General features: G+C 59.8%; 16 protein-coding genes. 7 read left to right on the top strand and 9 right to left on the bottom strand.

Translation table 11 applies throughout. From position 1 onward, the window contains the following. The first annotated feature begins 37 nt into the window (after positions 1-37). From ACR0FB_RS07500 to ACR0FB_RS07515, 4 genes are all read left to right on the top strand, one after another. Positions 38-1,810: an SLC13 family permease gene (locus ACR0FB_RS07500; RefSeq protein WP_480619933.1), complete on the top strand. Its 1,773-nt coding sequence runs from the start codon at positions 38-40 to the stop codon at positions 1,808-1,810. A 16-nt stretch (positions 1,811-1,826) separates the two neighbouring features. Beyond that, entirely contained in the window at positions 1,827-2,561 is a 735-nt protein-coding gene (locus tag ACR0FB_RS07505) for a glutamine amidotransferase (RefSeq protein ID WP_480619935.1), read from the top strand. A gap of 73 nt (positions 2,562-2,634) precedes the next feature. Next, positions 2,635-3,492, top strand: a complete 858-nt coding sequence (locus tag ACR0FB_RS07510; protein ID WP_171722870.1) for a bile acid:sodium symporter family protein — start codon at positions 2,635-2,637, stop codon at positions 3,490-3,492. 10 nt (positions 3,493-3,502) lie between these two features. Next, positions 3,503-5,164, top strand: a complete 1,662-nt coding sequence (locus ACR0FB_RS07515) for an FAD-binding dehydrogenase (protein ID WP_480619937.1) — start codon at positions 3,503-3,505, stop codon at positions 5,162-5,164. Positions 5,165-5,177: 13 nt separating this feature from the next. Here ACR0FB_RS07515 and ACR0FB_RS07520 read toward each other — a convergent pair whose 3' ends face one another. The 3 genes from ACR0FB_RS07520 to ACR0FB_RS07530 all read right to left on the bottom strand — a co-directional run bounded on the left by ACR0FB_RS07520 (position 5,178) and on the right by ACR0FB_RS07530 (position 8,692). Continuing rightward, on the bottom strand, positions 5,178-5,915 hold the full coding sequence (locus tag ACR0FB_RS07520; RefSeq protein ID WP_480619939.1) for a YbaY family lipoprotein: 738 nt from the start codon (positions 5,913-5,915) through the stop codon (positions 5,178-5,180). A gap of 95 nt (positions 5,916-6,010) precedes the next feature. Then, the gene (locus ACR0FB_RS07525) at positions 6,011-7,789 is read right to left on the bottom strand and encodes an SLC13 family permease (protein ID WP_171630849.1); all 1,779 of its coding nucleotides are present in this window, start codon (positions 7,787-7,789) and stop codon (positions 6,011-6,013) included. Between the two features lie 87 nt (positions 7,790-7,876). Further along, positions 7,877-8,692 (bottom strand): TIGR00282 family metallophosphoesterase, encoded by an 816-nt coding sequence (locus ACR0FB_RS07530; protein ID WP_480490689.1) that lies wholly within the window; start codon positions 8,690-8,692, stop codon positions 7,877-7,879. A 133-nt stretch (positions 8,693-8,825) separates the two neighbouring features. Here ACR0FB_RS07530 and ACR0FB_RS07535 point away from each other — a divergent pair, with 133 nt between their 5' ends. Next, on the top strand, positions 8,826-9,053 hold the full coding sequence (locus ACR0FB_RS07535) for a putative hemolysin (protein ID WP_224853568.1): 228 nt from the start codon (positions 8,826-8,828) through the stop codon (positions 9,051-9,053). Positions 9,054-9,056: 3 nt separating this feature from the next. On the opposite strand, the gene ACR0FB_RS07540 is transcribed toward ACR0FB_RS07535, so the two are convergent. Together ACR0FB_RS07540 and mgtE are read right to left on the bottom strand one after the other, a co-directional pair. Then, the gene (locus ACR0FB_RS07540; RefSeq protein WP_480490691.1) at positions 9,057-9,614 is read right to left on the bottom strand and encodes a 5-formyltetrahydrofolate cyclo-ligase; all 558 of its coding nucleotides are present in this window, start codon (positions 9,612-9,614) and stop codon (positions 9,057-9,059) included. Next, positions 9,611-11,005, bottom strand: a complete 1,395-nt coding sequence (gene mgtE / locus ACR0FB_RS07545) for a magnesium transporter (protein ID WP_171630845.1) — start codon at positions 11,003-11,005, stop codon at positions 9,611-9,613. The genes ACR0FB_RS07540 and mgtE overlap by 4 nt, the downstream gene beginning before the upstream one ends. 136 nt (positions 11,006-11,141) lie before the next feature. Here mgtE and guaD point away from each other — a divergent pair, with 136 nt between their 5' ends. Continuing rightward, positions 11,142-12,428, top strand: coding sequence for a guanine deaminase (gene guaD / locus ACR0FB_RS07550; protein WP_171630843.1), 1,287 nt, complete (start codon positions 11,142-11,144; stop codon positions 12,426-12,428). On the opposite strand, the gene ACR0FB_RS07555 is transcribed toward guaD, so the two are convergent. The 3 genes from ACR0FB_RS07555 to ACR0FB_RS07565 form a co-directional block, all read right to left on the bottom strand. Further along, on the bottom strand, positions 12,425-13,759 hold the full coding sequence (locus tag ACR0FB_RS07555) for an 8-oxoguanine deaminase (RefSeq protein ID WP_480490695.1): 1,335 nt from the start codon (positions 13,757-13,759) through the stop codon (positions 12,425-12,427). The genes guaD and ACR0FB_RS07555 overlap by 4 nt on opposite strands. Before the next feature lie 114 nt (positions 13,760-13,873). Continuing rightward, positions 13,874-14,665, bottom strand: coding sequence for a histidinol-phosphatase (hisN, locus tag ACR0FB_RS07560; protein WP_171205361.1), 792 nt, complete (start codon positions 14,663-14,665; stop codon positions 13,874-13,876). A 40-nt stretch (positions 14,666-14,705) separates the two neighbouring features. Next, the gene (locus ACR0FB_RS07565) at positions 14,706-15,077 is read right to left on the bottom strand and encodes a helix-turn-helix domain-containing protein (protein ID WP_152458749.1); all 372 of its coding nucleotides are present in this window, start codon (positions 15,075-15,077) and stop codon (positions 14,706-14,708) included. A 339-nt stretch (positions 15,078-15,416) separates the two neighbouring features. Here ACR0FB_RS07565 and ACR0FB_RS07570 point away from each other — a divergent pair, with 339 nt between their 5' ends. Further along, complete coding sequence (locus ACR0FB_RS07570; RefSeq protein ID WP_480619941.1) at positions 15,417-16,373, top strand: NADPH:quinone oxidoreductase family protein; 957 nt, start codon at positions 15,417-15,419, stop codon at positions 16,371-16,373. Between the two features lie 6 nt (positions 16,374-16,379). On the opposite strand, the gene ACR0FB_RS07575 is transcribed toward ACR0FB_RS07570, so the two are convergent. Next, complete coding sequence (locus tag ACR0FB_RS07575) at positions 16,380-17,261, bottom strand: LysR family transcriptional regulator (RefSeq protein ID WP_171630835.1); 882 nt, start codon at positions 17,259-17,261, stop codon at positions 16,380-16,382. Between the last annotated feature and the right edge of the window lie 13 nt (positions 17,262-17,274).

Consider the following 17,274-nt stretch of genomic DNA (forward strand, 5'->3'; position numbering starts at 1 on the left):
GGCTTGCGACGGCTTCACCGACTAGTATGGTGACGGCATGACGACAGACCAGATCATTCTTTTTGCGCTTTTCATCACCGTCTTCGGAATGCTGCTGTGGGGCCGGTTTCGATACGACCTTGTGGCCTTTGCCGCGCTGATGATCGGCGTCGTGCTGGGCGTCGTGCCGGTGGATGACGCCTTTGCCGGGTTCGGACACCCGGCCACCATCATCGTGGCGCTGGTTTTGGTGGTTTCTGCCGGTTTGGTCCGGTCCGGAGCAGTGTTCCTGATCACCCGCACGCTGGTGGATGCCTCGCGGGGTCTGGGCGCGCATATCGCCCTGATGGGTGGGATCGGTGCGGTTCTGTCGGCCTTCATGAACAACGTAGCGGCGCTGGCGCTGCTGATGCCCGTGGACATTCAGACCGCACGCAAGGCCGGACGATCAGTGGGCCTGTCGCTGATGCCGCTGAGCTTTGCCACTATTCTGGGGGGGATGGCGACGCTGATCGGCACACCTCCGAACATCATCATCGCGTCGATCCGGGCCGAAACACTGGGCGAGCCGTTTCACATGTTCGATTTTGCCCCGGTCGGTGGGCTGGCCGCGATCGCCGGTCTTGCCTTTGTCGCACTGGTAGGCTGGCGCCTGATCCCCAATCGCGGACCGCAGGCCGAGACATCGGAAACCTTGGCCGAGTACATCGCCGAGCTGACCGTTCCCCCGGAATCCGCCCATATCGGCAAACGGGTCAGCGAGCTTTATGAGGTGGCCGAGAAATCGGACGTGGCCATCATCGGATTAATCCGGGATGGCAAGCGTCGTTATGGCCGGTCGGCACACGCTGTTTTACAAGAAGGTGACGCGCTGGTTCTGGAAGCCGGACCCGAAGCGCTGGACGAGTTTCGCGCGGCGCTCAATCTCAACTTCTCGGACACGCGCCGGCAGGAATTGCTGACAGCTGAGGGTGACGGGCTGGAAGTGATCGAAGTCGTCGTGCCGGAAAGCGCGCGTATCACAGGTCGCACGGCACAAGGGCTTGGGCTGGCCTGGCGGCAAAGCACCGTTCTGATGGGCATCTCACGCCAGGGGCGCAGGATCACTCAACAGGTCCGCAAGACCGAGGTGGAACCGGGCGATATCCTACTGCTGCTCTGCCCCCGCGACCGCGCTGCGGATGTTACGGAATGGCTGGGTTGCCTGCCCCTTGCCGGACGCGGGCTGAACGTTACTGCAAACGACAAGGCAGGGTTGGCCATCGGTCTGTTTGCCGCCGCTGTTTTGGCCGCAAGTGTAGGGTTGATCTATCTGCCCATTGCTTTGGGGCTGGTCGTGATTGCCTATGTATTGACCAAGATCATGCCGATCACCGACATTTACAATCACATCGAATGGCCGGTGGTCGTACTGCTGGGGTCTATGATCCCTCTGGGCAGCGCTTTGGAGACCTCGGGCGGTACCGAACTGATCGCAAACGCCCTGATCCAGCTGACCGATGGTCTGCCCGCCTGGGCCATTCTGACCGTATTGATGGTTGTCACGATGACTTTGTCGGACGTGTTGAACAACACCGCCACCGCCATTGTCGCCGCGCCGGTCGGGATACAGATGGCACGCACGCTCGAGGTGTCACCCGACCCGTTCCTGATGACCGTGGCCGTTGCGGCCTCGGCTGCATTCCTGACCCCCATCGGGCACAAGAACAACACGCTGGTTCTGGGTCCCGGCGGCTATCGGTTCGGAGATTACTGGCGCATGGGATTGCCGCTGGAAGTGCTGATCATAGCCGTTTCTGTTCCCGCCATTCTTGTATTCTGGCCGCTATGACCGGTAAAGGCTGCGCATGAAACCCTTTTTGATCCTGCAACTGCGCCCCGAAACAGATGCGTCCGACGCCGAATATGCCTCGATCCTGAACCGAAGCGGGATGCCTCAGGAACGGGCGCATCGCATCCGTTTGGATTGCGACGACCTGCCAGAAGGGCTGGATGTCACGGAGTATGCCGGTGTCATCGTAGGCGGCGGACCGGGATGCGTCAGTGACGACCCGGCGACCAAATCCCCGCTGGATGCCCGGATCGAGGCTGCGATCATGGGATTGATGCCGCAGATCATCGCACAGGATCACCCATTCATGGGCTGCTGCTATGGCCTTGGCATTCTGGCGGCTTACCTGGACGGCGACGTCAGCAAGGCCCGGTATGGCGAACCCGTCGGACCATCCACGTGCCACCTGACCCCGGAGGGGCGGCAGGATCCGTTGACCGCCGGGTTGGAACCCACCTTCGACGCTTTCGTTGGCCACAAGGAAGCGGTTCAGGCTCTGCCAGAGGGATGCGTGCACCTTGTCGCGTCAGACCCCTGCCCGTTCCAGATGATCCGTTGGGGGCAGAACGTATACGCCACGCAGTTCCACCCAGAAGCCGACGCCAGGGATTTTGAACAGCGCATCAATATCTACAAGAACCACGGCTATTTCCCGCCTGAAGACGCGCAAAAACTAATCGACCACTGCCATTCGGCCGATGTCACGCAGCCGGGCGAGATCCTGCGCCGGTTCGTTCGGCGATACGAATGACCCAACGGCGCGGTTGCCTGCGCCTTGCCCCCTCGCATAGGCTGATCTGACGCAACTTTGGGAGGAGTTGTCCTTGGATTTGCTTTTGAATGTCGGCTTGCCGGTGTCGCTTGCCATTATCATGTTGTCTCTGGGCATCGGGCTGGAGGTGGCAGACTTCCGTCGTGTCCTGAGCCGACGACGCGCCTTTGCCATCGGGGCGGCAAGCCAGATTGTTCTCTTGCCAGTCGCGGCCTTTGTGACGGTCAAAATCTTTGCATTGCCCCCCGAGATCGCGGTTGGTTTCATGCTGCTCAGTTTTTGCCCGGGCGGCGTAACCAGCAACATCCTCTCCAAGCTCGCCAAAGCCGATGTCGCGCTTTCGGTCAGCCTGACCGCCGTGATCAGCCTTTTGTCGATGGTGACCGTGCCAATACTGGCCGCGTGGTCGATCAGGCACTTCATGGGCGACGAAGCCCCCGAGGTTTCGATCACCGGTCTGGCTGTTGCATTGTTTCTGATAACAACGCTGCCCGTGGCCATCGGGGTCGGAATTCGCAACTTTGCAACAGGGTTTGCAAACCGCGTAGAGCCGGGATTGTCGACGCTCGCGACCGTTTTGTTCGTGCTGATCGTTGCCGCGGCACTGGCCGGGAACTGGCAATTGTTCGTCGACAATCTTGGCATCATGGGCGCAGGTTTGATTTCTTTGAATATCGCCCTGCTGTTCATCGGGCTCGGGCTGGCGCGGATATCAAACCTGTCCTGGAATGAGTGCAAGACGATCTCGATCGAAACCGGAATTCAAAACTCCACGCTGGGCATTACACTGGCGGCGCTGATCACGAATACCGAAAGCGGGTTCAGCCCGCTGGCCCTGCCCTCGGCAGTTTATGGCATTACGATGTACGCCGTGGTTCTGCCGTTTCTTGTCTGGTTCCGCAGGCGCTGAAAGGACCGTTATGACAAACAACACTGCTGATGCGATCGTAATCGGTGCTGGTCTGGCCGGATTGGCCGCCGCCGCCGAACTGGGCGACCGAGGTAAGAAGGTAATCATACTCGATCAGGAACCAGAAGGTTTTCTGGGCGGCCAGGCCTTCTGGAGCCTGGGCGGCTTGTTCATGGTCGACACGCCGGAACAACGCCGCATGGGTATCCGCGACAGCCACGATCTGGCATTGCGCGACTGGATCGGAAGCGCGCAGTTTGACCGCGAAGAAGACACCTGGCCCCGCAAATGGGCCGAGGCGTATATCGAGTTCGCCGCCGGTGAAATGCGCCCCTGGCTGCATGACATGGGCCTGCGCTGGTTTCCGGTCGTGGGTTGGGCTGAACGTGGCGGGTCTTATGCAAACGGGCATGGCAATTCCGTCCCGCGCTTTCACATCACCTGGGGCACCGGACCCGGCGTACTGGAACACTTCATCCGCCGGGTCCGCGACCATGTCAGCGCCGGCCTGATCCAGCTGAAGTTCCGCCATCAGGTCAGCCATATCATCATGCAGAACGGCGAGGCCAAGGGCGTCTCGGGCGAGGTTCTGGCCGATGATGCGGCCCCACGCGGCGGCAAGACCAACCGTGACGAGGTGGGCGAGTTCGAGGTCTATGCACCATCCGTCATCGTCACCTCGGGCGGGATCGGTGGCAATTTCGAGATGGTGCGCCAGAACTGGCCCCGCGACCGCCTGGGCGAACCGCCCAAGGACATGGTGGCGGGTGTGCCCTTCCATGTGGATGGTCGGATGATCGCCATCAGCGAAAAGGCCGGTGGCCATGTCATCAACGGAGACCGCATGTGGCATTACACCGAAGGCGTGCGCAACTGGGATCCGATCTGGCCCGACCATGGCATTCGCATTCTGCCCGGTCCCAGCTCGATGTGGTTCGACGCGCGCGGAAACCGGTTGCAGCCCCCCTGCCTGCCCGGGTTCGACACGCTGGGCACCCTGCGCGAAATCCTGAACACCGGCTATGAATACAGTTGGTTCGTCCTGACACAGAAGGTGATCAAGAAAGAATTCGCCCTGTCCGGGTCTGAACAGAACCCCGATTTCACATCAGGCAGCTGGAAGGAAGTGATCCGGCAGCGCATCCTGTCGGGGTCGAAAGCCACCGGCCCGGTCGAGGCGTTCAAGGAAAAGGGCGAGGATTTTGTCGTCGCCAACACGTTGACCGAACTGGTGAGTGGCATGAACCACCTGGGCAGGGGTCTGATCGACGAGGCGCATCTGCGCGCCCAGATCGAAGCACGGGATTCACAGGTGGACAATCCGTTCTCAAAAGACGCGCAGATGATGGCGATCCTGGCGGCGCGCAACTATCGCGGCGACAAGCTGATCCGCACCGCCAAACCGCACAAGTTCCTGGACCCCAGGAATGGCCCGCTGATCGCGGTCAAGCTGCACGTGCTGACCCGCAAGACACTGGGCGGTTTGCAGACCAATCTGGACAGTCAGATGATCGGCGCCGACGGTCAGGTTGTGCCGGGCCTGTTCGCAGCCGGCGAAGTCGCCGGGTTCGGAGGCGGTGGCTATCACGGCTACAACGCGCTTGAGGGAACTTTCCTGGGCGGCTGCATCTTTTCGGGTCGCAACGCCGGACGATCGAGGGCCATCGCGTGACAGCCCTGCCCTATTACTTGCGCATCATTTTGATCACCGACTCACCCTGAGCATCCAGCAAGGCCAGCGCGTTGCCTTGCATCGCGAAGGTCGTGACACTTTGCATCGCCTTGAGAAACTGCCGCTCGACCTCATCCAGCGGGGGCGGGCAAGCCATGAGCGTTGCAGCCATATTGTCCGGGAACGCAATCCGATTGTCAGAAATCTCGGCCTGGCCACTGAACCGGTTGCAACCTCCGCTGCCTGAAAATGCCCCTCCCTGCCCAAAAGCAAGTTCAGGACGTTTCTCTGTCTCGACAGCCGCACCATTGAGGCCCGAAGCGACCCATTCGGTGTTTTCCAGCATCGCAGCATCTTGGTGTTGCACCTGTATCATCAGCAGGTCAGCTGAATTCTCGGCCCCATGTGTCAGAACCGGATAAACGGTATCCGTGGTGAACAACAGCTTTTGCCCCTGCATGACCGAAGCACGCACGGCGTATCTGCGCCCGTCCTGAATCAATGCGTCATCATAAGTCAGTTCGAACTGCGCCGGAACTCCGGTCAGAGCATATCTCTGCGCGGCAAGCGTTTCGGCCGGCGCATCCGCCAATGAGATATCCTGAAGCTCGACGAACAAGGTCGTGTCAGGCGGAAGCGCAATACGCTCTCGGTAGGTTGCAGTTCCTTCGACGGTTCCGGCAAGCGATGCGCCGCTCAAAACGGTGGCGAAAGCAACCGCAGGAAACATGGTGCGGCCGAATGTCAGCATGGCAGTACCCCTTAAAGTAATATTTCTACAAAAGATTGCTGTTCATCTGACATTTACAAGTACGCCGCGGATAAAGCGGCAAATCTGCGCCGATGTCATAACGGCCAGATCAACGGGATCAGCAGAGACGCCAACAATCCGACCGTCAGGTTCAGCGGCACACCCACCTTCATGAAGTCGGTGAACCTGTAGCCTCCGGGGCCATAGACCATCATGTTCGTCTGGTATCCGATCGGAGTTGCAAAAGATGCCGAGGCCGCCACCATGACCGCGACGACCAGCGGACGCGGGTCTATTCCGACCGCCTGCGCCAAACCGATGGCGATCGGGGTGACCACAACCGCCACGGCGTTGTTGGAAACCAGTTCCGTCAGCACCGAGGTCAGCAGGTAAATCGCCCAGATAATGAGGAATGGCGGCAAGACACTGAGCCCCGGCGCAACGGCCTCGACGATCAGAGAAACCGCGCCCGAGCTGTCAAGCGCAGCCCCTATGCCCAGCATCGCAAAGATCAACGCCAACAGGCGACCTTCCACAAAAGAAAACGCCTCATCCGCATCGATACAACGGGTCAGCAGAACCACGGCGCAGGCCACAATCGACAACAACAGGATGGGCGCAATGCCCAGCGCGGCAAGGGCAACAATCCCTACAAGAGCCCCAATCGCAATCGGTGCGTGGCTGCGACGGAAGGCACGAGCCGATGGCTGGGTGACGTCCACCATGTCCATTTCCGCCGCCAGCCGCTGGATATCCGCCGGGGCACCTTCCAAAAGCAGCGTATCCCCAACCCTGACCACCAAGTCATCCAGTTGACGACCGATATTCTGGTTGCGGCGGTGCACCGCCAGCACGTAAACGCCATAACGACGCCGAAGCCGCATCATCCCAAGGGTCCGACCCACCAGACGGCATCCGGGCGTGATCAACACCTCAACCGTCTTGGTTTCAACGGCCGATACCTGATCCACGCGTTTGAGTTCCCTGTTGCGCTGAAGGCTCAGAAGCTCGGTCATCTCGGTGCGTAGAACCACCCGGTCGCCGACCTTAAGTTCGACGCCTTTCAGGTTGCGCCGCAACGACTCATCCCCCCGGATGACATCGATCAGACGCACGCCGGGGCGTTTGAACAACTGCACGCCGGTCACTTCGCGCCCGATCAGGTTGCTGTCCGGCGGAATGACGGCCTCGGTAAAGAACTTCATCTTGGACCGGTCGCTGAGCAGCGACGCCATGCTGTCCCGCTCGGGCAACAGTTTCGGCGCGATGAACCGCAAATAGATCATGCCGTAGATCACCAGCGCGATCCCCAGCGGCGTGACTTCGAAAATCGTAAAGGGTTTCATCCCCTGCGCGCGGGCCACACCATCGACCAGCAGGTTAGTGGACGTGCCAATCAATGTCAGCGTGCCGCCCAGAATGGCCGCATAACTCAGCGGAATCAGCAATTTGGACGCGGGAACATTCAGGGTGCGGGCGATTTGCACAAAGACCGGTATCATCACCACGACTACTGGCGTATTCGAAACCACCGCCGAGGCCAGCACGACAAACCCCATGAGCAAAGCGATTGCGACACGCGGGTTCACCTGAGCTTGCTTTTGCGCGGTCGAGGTGAACGAATCCAGGGCTCCGGTCCGCACCAAAGCCCCCATGATGATGAACATCGCGGCAATCGTCCAGGGTGCCGGGTTGGACAGAACTGCAAGCGCACTCTGATAGGGCAGAATGCCGGTTACAAGCATCAGTGAGACACCGCCAATGGCCACGACTTCGGTCGGATAAACCTCGCGCAGGAACATGATGAACATGCCCGCAACGATGACCAGCGCCAGAACTGCGCTTCCTGTGTCTGTCAGTGAAAGGAAATTCATTCGTGGTATTCTGTCCGAACCCGGGCCCAAGCGCCTGATGACATGCAGTTTCACGCATTGCGCCCGACAGAGCAAGCCTGACGATGACTATTCGGGCCCGGCTTGTTCCAGGCGCCCTCCGACGCGCACCATGCGCACGGTTTTGGCTTGTCCGTCACGATCATCGGTTTCCACGAACACGCCGCTTAGTGTGGCTTCGCCGTTTGCAGGGGTAAAGCGCGCCTTGGGCATGCCGGTGATGAACCGGCGCATGGGCTCCTGCTTGTCCATGCCGATGACCGAATCGTAATCTCCGCACATGCCCGCATCGGTCAAATACGCAGTGCCCCCCGGCAGAATCTGGGAATCCGCCGTCGGGACATGGGTATGCGTTCCTACCACAAGGCTTGCACGTTTGTCGCAGTAGTGCCCCATCGCCATCTTCTCGGACGTGGCCTCGCAATGCATGTCCACGATGATCGCCTGCGCCTGCCCGCCTCTGGGATGAGATTTCAGGATCGGTTCGATAGCCGAGAACGGATCGTCGAACGGGCGTTTCATAAAGACCTGACCCAGCACCTGAACCACCAGAACCTTGCGCCCCCCCGGGGCCGTGAACAGCCGATGACCCCGCCCCGGCGCGCCTTTGGCGAAATTGATGGGTCGTATGATGCGCTGTTCCTTCTCGATGAATTGCAGCATGTCTTTCTGGTCGAACGCATGATCGCCCAGCGTCAGGCAATCCGCTCCGGCGTCGAGCAACAGCCTGGCGTGATCTCCGGTCAGCCCCATGCCGTTCGACGCGTTTTCGCCATTGACCACGACAAAATCCAGCCGCCATTCGTCGCGCAGGCGCGGCAAATGCTGCTGAACGGCAGCGCGTCCCGCGCGCCCCATGACATCACCAAGAAACAGAATCCTCATGATCCGGGTCGTAGGGGCTGTACTGGGCAATAACAAGGCGGAAGCGTGAAATTAACGGCAGACTTGGGGGTTGAAATCAAATTCTGCCGTGGCAATGTTTCGATACGTCTCTTGAATACAGAAGGAATTCTTCGTGAAGTCGTCAATTGTTCTGACCGGCTGCCTTTTGGCGGCAACTGCTGCCGCTGCTGAAGGCACCAAGACATCCATGCCCAACCCCGCTGCGACCTTTTGCATTGAAAACGACGGGACCTACCAGCTTCGTAAAAACGAAGACGGCAGTGTCTATGGCGTCTGCATCCTGAAGGACGGCACCGAGGTGGATGCCTGGGATTACTTGCGCAGCCATTTCGAACAGTAGCAGCTAGAAGGTCAGCACGCGGCTTTCCGTGACAACCATGTCCAGCGGTTGGTCGGTTGGCTCGAGCGGCAGGTCCGCAGCCTCTTGCGCATCAAAAGCAAAACCGATGGCAAGCGTCGGGCGTTTGGCGCGCAGACCTTCCAGCGTTCGGTCATAAAACCCGCCGCCATACCCCAGGCGGCCACCATTTGCGTCGAAGGCGACCAGTGGAACGATCAGAATTTCGGGTTCGAAATAGTCATCCACCTGGGGCACTTTTGCACCGAACGGGCCGTCCTTAAGCACACCGTCCGGCGTCCAGCGAGAGAATTTCAGCGGCTGACCGGCTGTCTGAATGACAGGTACCCCCACCGGGCCATAAGCCGATGCTTCGGCCATCGCAGGCACCGGGTCGATCTCGGTCCGGATCGGCATGTAACCTGACAGGGGCACGCCGCGATAGCCTGCCAGAACCTCGGACAAGCGCCCGGCTGCGCCCGGCAAGCGGGCATCAAACGCGGCCTTGCGGCGGGCAAATGCCGCTTTGCGCGCTGCGGCTTTGATATCGGTCAGATCGGTCACAGTAGCACCACGCTGGCAAGCCCAAGAAATATGAAGAAACCCATGACATCCGTCGTGGTTGTCACAAAGGTTCCTGAAGCCAGAGCCGGGTCAATTCCCAGACGATCCAGCACCACCGGTACTACCGTACCTGCGAACCCGGCGATGATCATATTCACGACCAAGGCCGACCCGATCACGACACCCAGCAGCGGGGAATCGAACCACAGCATCCCCACGGTCCCCAACACGATGGCAAAGCAGAGCCCATTCAGCATCCCCACCAGCAGTTCCCGCCTGATAACGCGCATCACGTTCGAATTTGTCAGGTCGCGCGTCGCCAGCGCACGCACCGCCACGGTGAGCGATTGTGTTCCTGCATTGCCGCCCATTGACGCAACGATCGGCATCAGGATGGCCAGCGCGACCAATTGATCAATTGCCGCCTCGAATTGCGAAATCACCAAAGAGGCACAAATCGCCGTGCACAGATTCACCGCCAACCAGGGCAACCTTCGCCGGCTGGTTGCCGCCACACTGTCAGACAACGAGCTTTCGTCGCCAACACCGGCAAGACGCAGAATGTCCTCTTCGTGCTCTTCATCCAGAACGACCATCGCGTCGTCAATGGTGATGACACCGACCAAACGACCATCTGCATCCACCACCGGGGCCGAGATCAGGTGATACTGGTTGAAGGCATAAGCCACGTCTTCCTCATCCTGATCGACGGGGATGATGTGAAACTCTTCTTCTGCCAGATCAATCAGCGGCACTTCACGACGCGCCGCCATAAGCTTGCCCAACGTCACCTGAGCAACCGGTTTCAGGCGCGGATCGACCAGAACGACATGATAGAACTGCTCGGGCAAATCGTCATTGGCGCGCATGAAGTCGATAGCTTGCCCGACGCTCCAATGTTCCGGCGCCATGACGACTTCCCGCTGCATGAGACGACCGGCCGAGTTCTCGGGGTAGGACAGTGCCTGCTCGGCTGCGATCCTTTCGGAAACCTCCAATGCGTCCAGAATGGCTTCCTGCTGCGGTTCCTCAAGGTCTTCCAGCAGGTCAACGACATCGTCGCTTTCCATCTCGCGCACGGCTTCGGCCAGAACATCCGGGTTCAGAACCGAGATCACCTCTTCACGAACCGATTCATCCAGTTCAGACAGGATGTCGCCGTCGAACTCTTTGTCATACAGGCGGATCAGGCGCGCCCGGTCAAACGGATTGATCTGTTCAAGAAGGTCGGCAATGTCGGCCGAGTGCAGCGGCTCCATCAACTCAACCAGCTTGTCGCGGTCGTCTATGTCCACCGCGTACAGAATTGCCGCTACTGCCTTGGGGTCCAACGCATAGGCGTCTTCATCCCGGGGCTGATCGTGTCCGGCTTCGTCTCTGCCTGTCGTCATGCTCTGCCCCTTTTTTACGATTTGCCCTTAAATAGAAGAAGCAGCTACCGGAAAACAATGACAATGCGCCGATTTACCCACTTCTTTCGTCCGCCTATGCTGGTGTGCGGTTCCAAACAGGTGGAGAACAGGGAAAATGGCGCAAAAGACGCTTTTGAAAGGGCGTGTTCTGAGTTTCACAGGATCACCCTTCGACGGAGAGCCGACCGAGGCGACCCGGCTGGACGAAGCGGTCGTGATCGAACACGGGCGAATTGCAGAGGTCGGCACCGCCGATGCGCTGAATAAAGCCCATCCTGACGCGGTTACGAAGGATCACGGAACGCGCCTGATCATGGCTGGGTTCGTCGATCCACATGTGCATTATCCACAGACTGCGATGATCGCCAGCTGGGGCAAACGGCTGATCGACTGGCTGAACACCTACACCTTCCCGGAAGAGATGAAGTTCGGCGATTTCGACTATGCGACCGAGATCGCCAACCGGTATCTGGACCTGACGACCGCCCACGGCACCACGACTATGTGCAGTTTTTGCACGATTCACCCTGAAAGCGTCGATGCCTTCTTCACCGCGGCGCAACAGCGTGGGCAGCGTGTCGTCGCCGGCAAGACCTGCATGGACCGGAACGCGCCCGAAGGGCTGCGCGACACCGCGCAGACGGCTTACGACCAATCCGCCGCCCTGCTGGAAAAATGGCATCGCGTCGACCGCTTGTCCTATGCGATCACGCCGCGCTTTTCACCGACCTCGACCCCGGAACAGCTCGAGGCCATGGGCGCGCTTTGGGCCGAGCATCCCCATTGTCTCATGCAAACCCACCTGAGCGAGCAAACAGATGAAATCGAATGGGTTCGATCCCTGTTCCCTGAAGCAAGGGATTATCTGGATACCTACGAGAAATTCGGCCTGTTGGGCCAGAACGGCCTGTATGGCCACGTCATCCATCTGGAAGACCGGGAACGGGATCGGCTGCGCGAGGTCGATGCCTCTTTGATCCATTGCCCCACGTCGAACACCTTCATCGGATCGGGATTGTTTGACATGAACGGGCTGATCCATGATGGCCACCGGATCGGTCTGGCCACGGATACCGGCGGCGGGTCCAGCTTTTCGATGCTGCGCACCATGGCCGCCGCTTATGAGATCGGCCAATTGCGCGGCCGTCCCCTGCATCCGGCGCAATTGCTGTGGTTGGGCACGGTCGGATCCGCCCGAAGCCTGCGTATGGACGACTGCATCGGCAACATCGCTCAGGGGATGGAGGCGGATCTGGTGGTAATCGACCTCGCCTCGACCCCCGCCATCGCCCAGCGCGAGGCCCATGCAGAAGATGTTTGGGAAGCGATCTTCCCAACCATCATGATGGGCGATGATCGCGCCGTGGCTGAGGTCTGGATCGGCGGACAACAGGCGGCTTAGGCCTGCAACGCCCGGGCAAGCGTGTTCTGGCGTTCGATCACGCGGGGCAGATCGATGGTCGTTATGTGCCCGTCACGCACGATCTGGCGGCCTTCGACGAACAGATGTTTCACAGACATCGGCCCCGCCAGAAGCAGCGCCGCCGGATCCCAACTGCCCGCGCTTTCGATGCCGCGGGTATCCCACACAGCAATATCGGCTCGTTTTCCGGGCATCAGCCGTCCACAATCGGAACGTCCCAACACATCCGCGCCGCCGCGCGTCGCGATCTCGAGCGCTTCGCGGGCCGACATGGCATCTGCACCATTGGCGACCCGTTGCAGCAACATGGCCTGGCGCGCCTCAAGCATGAGGTTGCCATTGTCATTGCTGGCCGATCCATCGGCGCCGAGGCCGACCTTGACACCCGCATCGCGCATCGCCCGCACCGGTGCGATACCCGATCCGAGGCGGCAATTTGAACAGGGGCAATGGGCCACGCCTGTTTCCGAGCGCGAGAACAGATCAATCTCGGCCCCGTCCAGCTTGACGCAATGGGCGTGCCAGACATCCGGGCCGGTCCAGCCCAGTTCCTCGGCATATTGCCCCGGGCGGCAGCCGAATTGCGCCTGCGAATAGGCGATATCCTCATCATTCTCGGCCAGATGGGTATGCAACATCACGCCCTTGTCCCGCGCCAGCAACGCCGCATCGCGCATCAGGTCGCGGCTGACGGAAAATGGTGAACACGGGGCAAGGCCAACGCGGCACATGGACCCCTCCGACGGGTCGTGAAACGCGTCCACGACACGTACCATGTCGTCCAGAATAGCGGCTTCGTTTTCCACCAGGTGATCCGGCGGCAAGCCCCCGTCGCTCTCGCCGATGCTCATCGCGCCGCGTGTCGGATGAAACCGCATCCCCAACTCGGACGCGGCCGCGATCGTATCCTCAAGCCGCGCGCCGTTGGGATAGAGGTAAAGGTGATCGGAACTGAGCGTGCACCCCGACAGCGCCAGTTCGGCCAAACCGATCTGAGCCGAGGTGAACATTTCCTCCGGCCCGAAACGCGACCAGATCGGATAGAGCGTTTGCAGCCACCCAAACAGCAGCGCATCCTGCCCGCCCGGCACCGCCCGTGTCAGGGTTTGGTAAAGATGGTGGTGGGTATTCACCAGGCCAGGCGTCACCAGACAACCTGAAACATCATGCACCTCACCCTGTGTTTCCAGTCGCTGCCCGATCCGGGCAATCTGCCCGTCGCGGACCAGAATATCGGCCTTGGACAATTCCTGCCGGGACTCGTCCATCGTCAGGATCAGATCAGCATTCTTGAGTAGGGTTTCCGTCATTTCGCGCTCCTGCATCTGCCCGTCTCATGCAAGAAGTGCGTCGGCCGGTGGAAAACGGGCGCAAGAACCGGCCATCACCGGTGTAGTTGGCTTTGATGCGCCGGGCAACAGAATTCAGAATTGGCGGAGTATCTCAAGCGCTGCGGCGTGAAGGTCAGCGTTTGCTGCGGCCAGGGCCCGGCCGCCTTGATGTGCGGGGCCGCCCTGCCAATCGGTCACAATACCGCCGGCCGCCTGAATAACGGCAATCGGCGCTTGGATATCATAGGAATTCAAGCCCGCCTCGATCACCAAATCCGCCTGCCCGGCAGCCAGAAGCGCATAGGCATAGCAATCCATTCCATAGCGCGTCAGCTGTACCTGCTCGGACACCGCCTGAAACCCTGCGCGGTCCTTCGGGGTTCCAACCTCAGGGAACGTGGTAAACAAAGTCGCCTGATCCAGCGCCCTGGTATCGCGCGTTTGCATTCTTCTGGTGCCCTGCGGACCGGTCATGTGAGCACCGGAAGACGATCCGACAAAGCGCTCTCCGATATACGGCTGATCGATTACACCCATAAAAGGCCCGTCCTGATCACTCAGCGCAATCAGAACACCCCAGGTTGGCGTGCCGCTGATAAACCCGCGGGTCCCATCGATGGGGTCCAGTACCCAGGTGCGGCCACTGGTGCCCGTATGCGCGCCGAACTCCTCGCCCAGCACACCGTCATCCGGGCGCCGCCGCGCCAGAACGTCCCGCATCGCCTGTTCAGCCGCACGATCAGCCACTGTGACCGGGTCGAACCCATCGGCCAGCTTGTTCGTAGTTTCCAGATTTGTTTGACGAAAAAAGGGGAGTATGGCCTCACGCGCAGCTTCGGCCATTTCTTCGGCAATTTCGATATCGCTCTGTGTCGTCGGTTGCATGACCCTGAGGTGCGAGCAATCCGCGACAAAGTCAAGTCAGTCAGGCAACGTCGCTGAGAACCCGCGCCAGCTCGAACAGGCGGCGACGCTGATTTTCCGGAATCGCATAGTAAGAGCGCACCAGATCCAAAGCCTCTTTGTCACCCATCAAGTCGGCAGGGACGGATTTCTTGTCCGCATCGCCTTTCTGGGCTTCTTCCAGACCTTCGAAGAAAAAGCTGACCGGAACATCCAGCGCCTCGGCGATGTCCCACAGGCGGGATGCGCTGATTCGGTTGGCACCGGTCTCATATTTCTGGATTTGCTGAAACTTGATACCAACTTGCTGCGCCAACTGCTGCTGGGTCATCCCAATCAGCCAGCGGCGATGCCGAACGCGCTTGCCCACATGGACATCGACGTGATGAGTCATTGGTATTCTCCTATACTACACAAACATCTGCACGGGATTTTGCGACGTCCGATATCGCAGTTTTAGAGAGCTCCCCTTAACCGCTCCCTAATACGGACTGTACCGCCCCCCGTTTACAGCACTGATTATCTATAATGCCGGTTTTGAGATTTTTTTCAAGCTGGTTGAATCGAACGCCCCTGACAGGGATTTGTGGTTGTATTACCCAAAGCCTTTACAGAACCGTTTTCCTGCAACTGAATCCTCCTTCAAAATCGGGTGCCTTTTGAGCCCGCGCAGCAAACGGATTGACTTTTCTGACGGCGCACGCGCCTATGTCGGAAACTCTTGAGGAACAATATGCGGGCCTATTGCATTCCATCCGACGGGGCGCCTGCCCAGCTTTGTGACGTGAAAATACCCGAGCCGGGCGAAGGTCAGGTGCGGGTCGCGATAAAAGCTTGCGGCCTGAATTTCGCCGATCTGCTGATGCAGACGGGCGCGTATCAGGACACGCCACCTGCCCCTTTCACCCTGGGCATGGAGATCGCCGGTATCGTGGAGACAGTCGGACCCGGCGTTTCAACACTCAGCCCAGGCGACCGGATCGCAGTCTATTCCGGTCAGGGTGGGTTGGCCGAGTACGGTGTATTCGACGCGGATCGTGCGATCGTGCTGCCGGACGACACCGGATTCGAAGACGCCGCTGCCATCCAGATCGCATATGCCACCAGTCACATGGCCCTTGATCACAGGGCACGCCTGCAACCGGGTGAAACCCTTCTGGTCACCGGCGCAGCGGGAGGCGTCGGCCTGACTGCCGTCGAAATCGGCAAGCTCATGGGCGCCACGGTCATCGCGCAGGCGCGCGGCGAGAACAAGCTTGCCGTTGCCCGTGCCGCTGGTGCCGATCATCTGATCGATGCTTCCGAAGACCTGCGCGAGCGGGTCAAATCGCTGGGTGGCGCAGATGTCGTCTATGACGTCATCGGCGGGGATGTGTTCAAGGCCGCATTCAGGGCCACCAATCCCGAAGGGCGTTTGCTGCCCATCGGATTCGCCGGGGGCGATATCCCGCAGATTCCGGCCAATCATCTGCTGGTCAAAAACCTGACCGTGATCGGGGTGTATATCGGCGGCTATCTGAAGTTCCGCCCCGAAGCTGTGCGCAACAGTTTTGACACCCTGTTCAAGTGGCATTCTGAGGGCAGGATTAAACCGCATATCAGTCATGTTCTGCCCCTTGAAGATGTCGCACATGCAATGCAGTTGCTGAAAAAGCGCAAGTCGACGGGCAAGATTGTGATCACGCCCTGATCGCGATCATCCAACCACAGCCCGCAACTGGGTACCGCCCAGCAATCTGAAGTTCTGTCGCACCAACTGTGCCAGAGCTTCGACAACCGCATCCCGGCCCTGCTCGCCACCGTAGAGGTTGATCATGTGTGCAGGTAGATCCGGCAGGGCCCCACCCGAGTCGATCTGTTCAAGATGTGCGGCCTCGGTTCCGTCCAGCATTGCGTGAACCGCAAGATCGGCACTGACCGTGGCTTCTATGGTACGGTCGTTTTCGGTTTCAACGGACAGCTCCCACGGTATTCCGGCCGCATCCAGTGCCGATATGACCTGCGGTCTGAACAAGCAGCGCCGCCCCAGCGCCAGAGGCAACGGGCGCTTGCGCCATGCGGACCCGCCCGGCGCGCCGATCCAGCGCAACGGCAGCTCTGCGATGGTCTCTGCGCCATCGGCCGAAGACGGTTCGGTCGTCAGGATCACATCACATTCGCCCCGCTTGAACATGTCTTTCAATTGCAGTGAATAGGACGACACCAACTGCACCCTGACGCGGGGAAAATCGGCATTGAACCGTTGCAGGACCCGGGGAATCGCGGGGTAGACGATGTCATGGGGAACGCCCAGAACCACTTCGCCCTCAAAGGCCTGATCGGTGAGTTTTGAGATTACCTCGTCATTCAGGGCAATCATGCGGCGCGCGTAGGCCAGCAGCTGCTCACCGGATGCGGTCAATGCAATTGTCCTGCCGCTTCGGTCCAGCAACTCCAGGCCCAGCAGCTCCTCCAGCCGCTTCAGCTGCATGGACACCGCAGACTGCGTCAGGTGCAGAAATCCGGCGGCGCGGGTTACACCGCCTTGATCCGCCACCGCCACAAAAGATCGCAGGGTTGTAATGTCCAGATTTCGCATCTTCACGATTCCT

Source organism: Ruegeria sp. P10 (genome assembly GCF_056534925.1).

Bases quoted from the DNA above. Each gene is read 5' to 3' on its own strand.
- ACR0FB_RS07500 (WP_480619933.1), top strand. From the start codon at position 38: ATGACGACAGACCAGATCATTCTTTTTGCGCTTTTCATCACCGTCTTC.
- ACR0FB_RS07505 (WP_480619935.1), top strand. From the start codon at position 1,827: ATGAAACCCTTTTTGATCCTGCAACTGCGCCCCGAAACAGATGCGTCC.
- ACR0FB_RS07515 (WP_480619937.1), top strand. From the start codon at position 3,503: ATGACAAACAACACTGCTGATGCGATCGTAATCGGTGCTGGTCTGGCC.
- ACR0FB_RS07520 (WP_480619939.1), bottom strand. From the start codon at position 5,915: ATGCTGACATTCGGCCGCACCATGTTTCCTGCGGTTGCTTTCGCCACC.
- ACR0FB_RS07525 (WP_171630849.1), bottom strand. From the start codon at position 7,789: ATGAATTTCCTTTCACTGACAGACACAGGAAGCGCAGTTCTGGCGCTG.
- ACR0FB_RS07530 (WP_480490689.1), bottom strand. From the start codon at position 8,692: ATGAGGATTCTGTTTCTTGGTGATGTCATGGGGCGCGCGGGACGCGCT.
- mgtE (WP_171630845.1), bottom strand. From the start codon at position 11,005: ATGACGACAGGCAGAGACGAAGCCGGACACGATCAGCCCCGGGATGAA.
- guaD (WP_171630843.1), top strand. From the start codon at position 11,142: ATGGCGCAAAAGACGCTTTTGAAAGGGCGTGTTCTGAGTTTCACAGGA.
- ACR0FB_RS07555 (WP_480490695.1), bottom strand. From the start codon at position 13,759: ATGACGGAAACCCTACTCAAGAATGCTGATCTGATCCTGACGATGGAC.
- hisN (WP_171205361.1), bottom strand. From the start codon at position 14,665: ATGCAACCGACGACACAGAGCGATATCGAAATTGCCGAAGAAATGGCC.
- ACR0FB_RS07565 (WP_152458749.1), bottom strand. From the start codon at position 15,077: ATGACTCATCACGTCGATGTCCATGTGGGCAAGCGCGTTCGGCATCGC.
- ACR0FB_RS07570 (WP_480619941.1), top strand. From the start codon at position 15,417: ATGCGGGCCTATTGCATTCCATCCGACGGGGCGCCTGCCCAGCTTTGT.
- ACR0FB_RS07575 (WP_171630835.1), bottom strand. From the start codon at position 17,261: ATGCGAAATCTGGACATTACAACCCTGCGATCTTTTGTGGCGGTGGCG.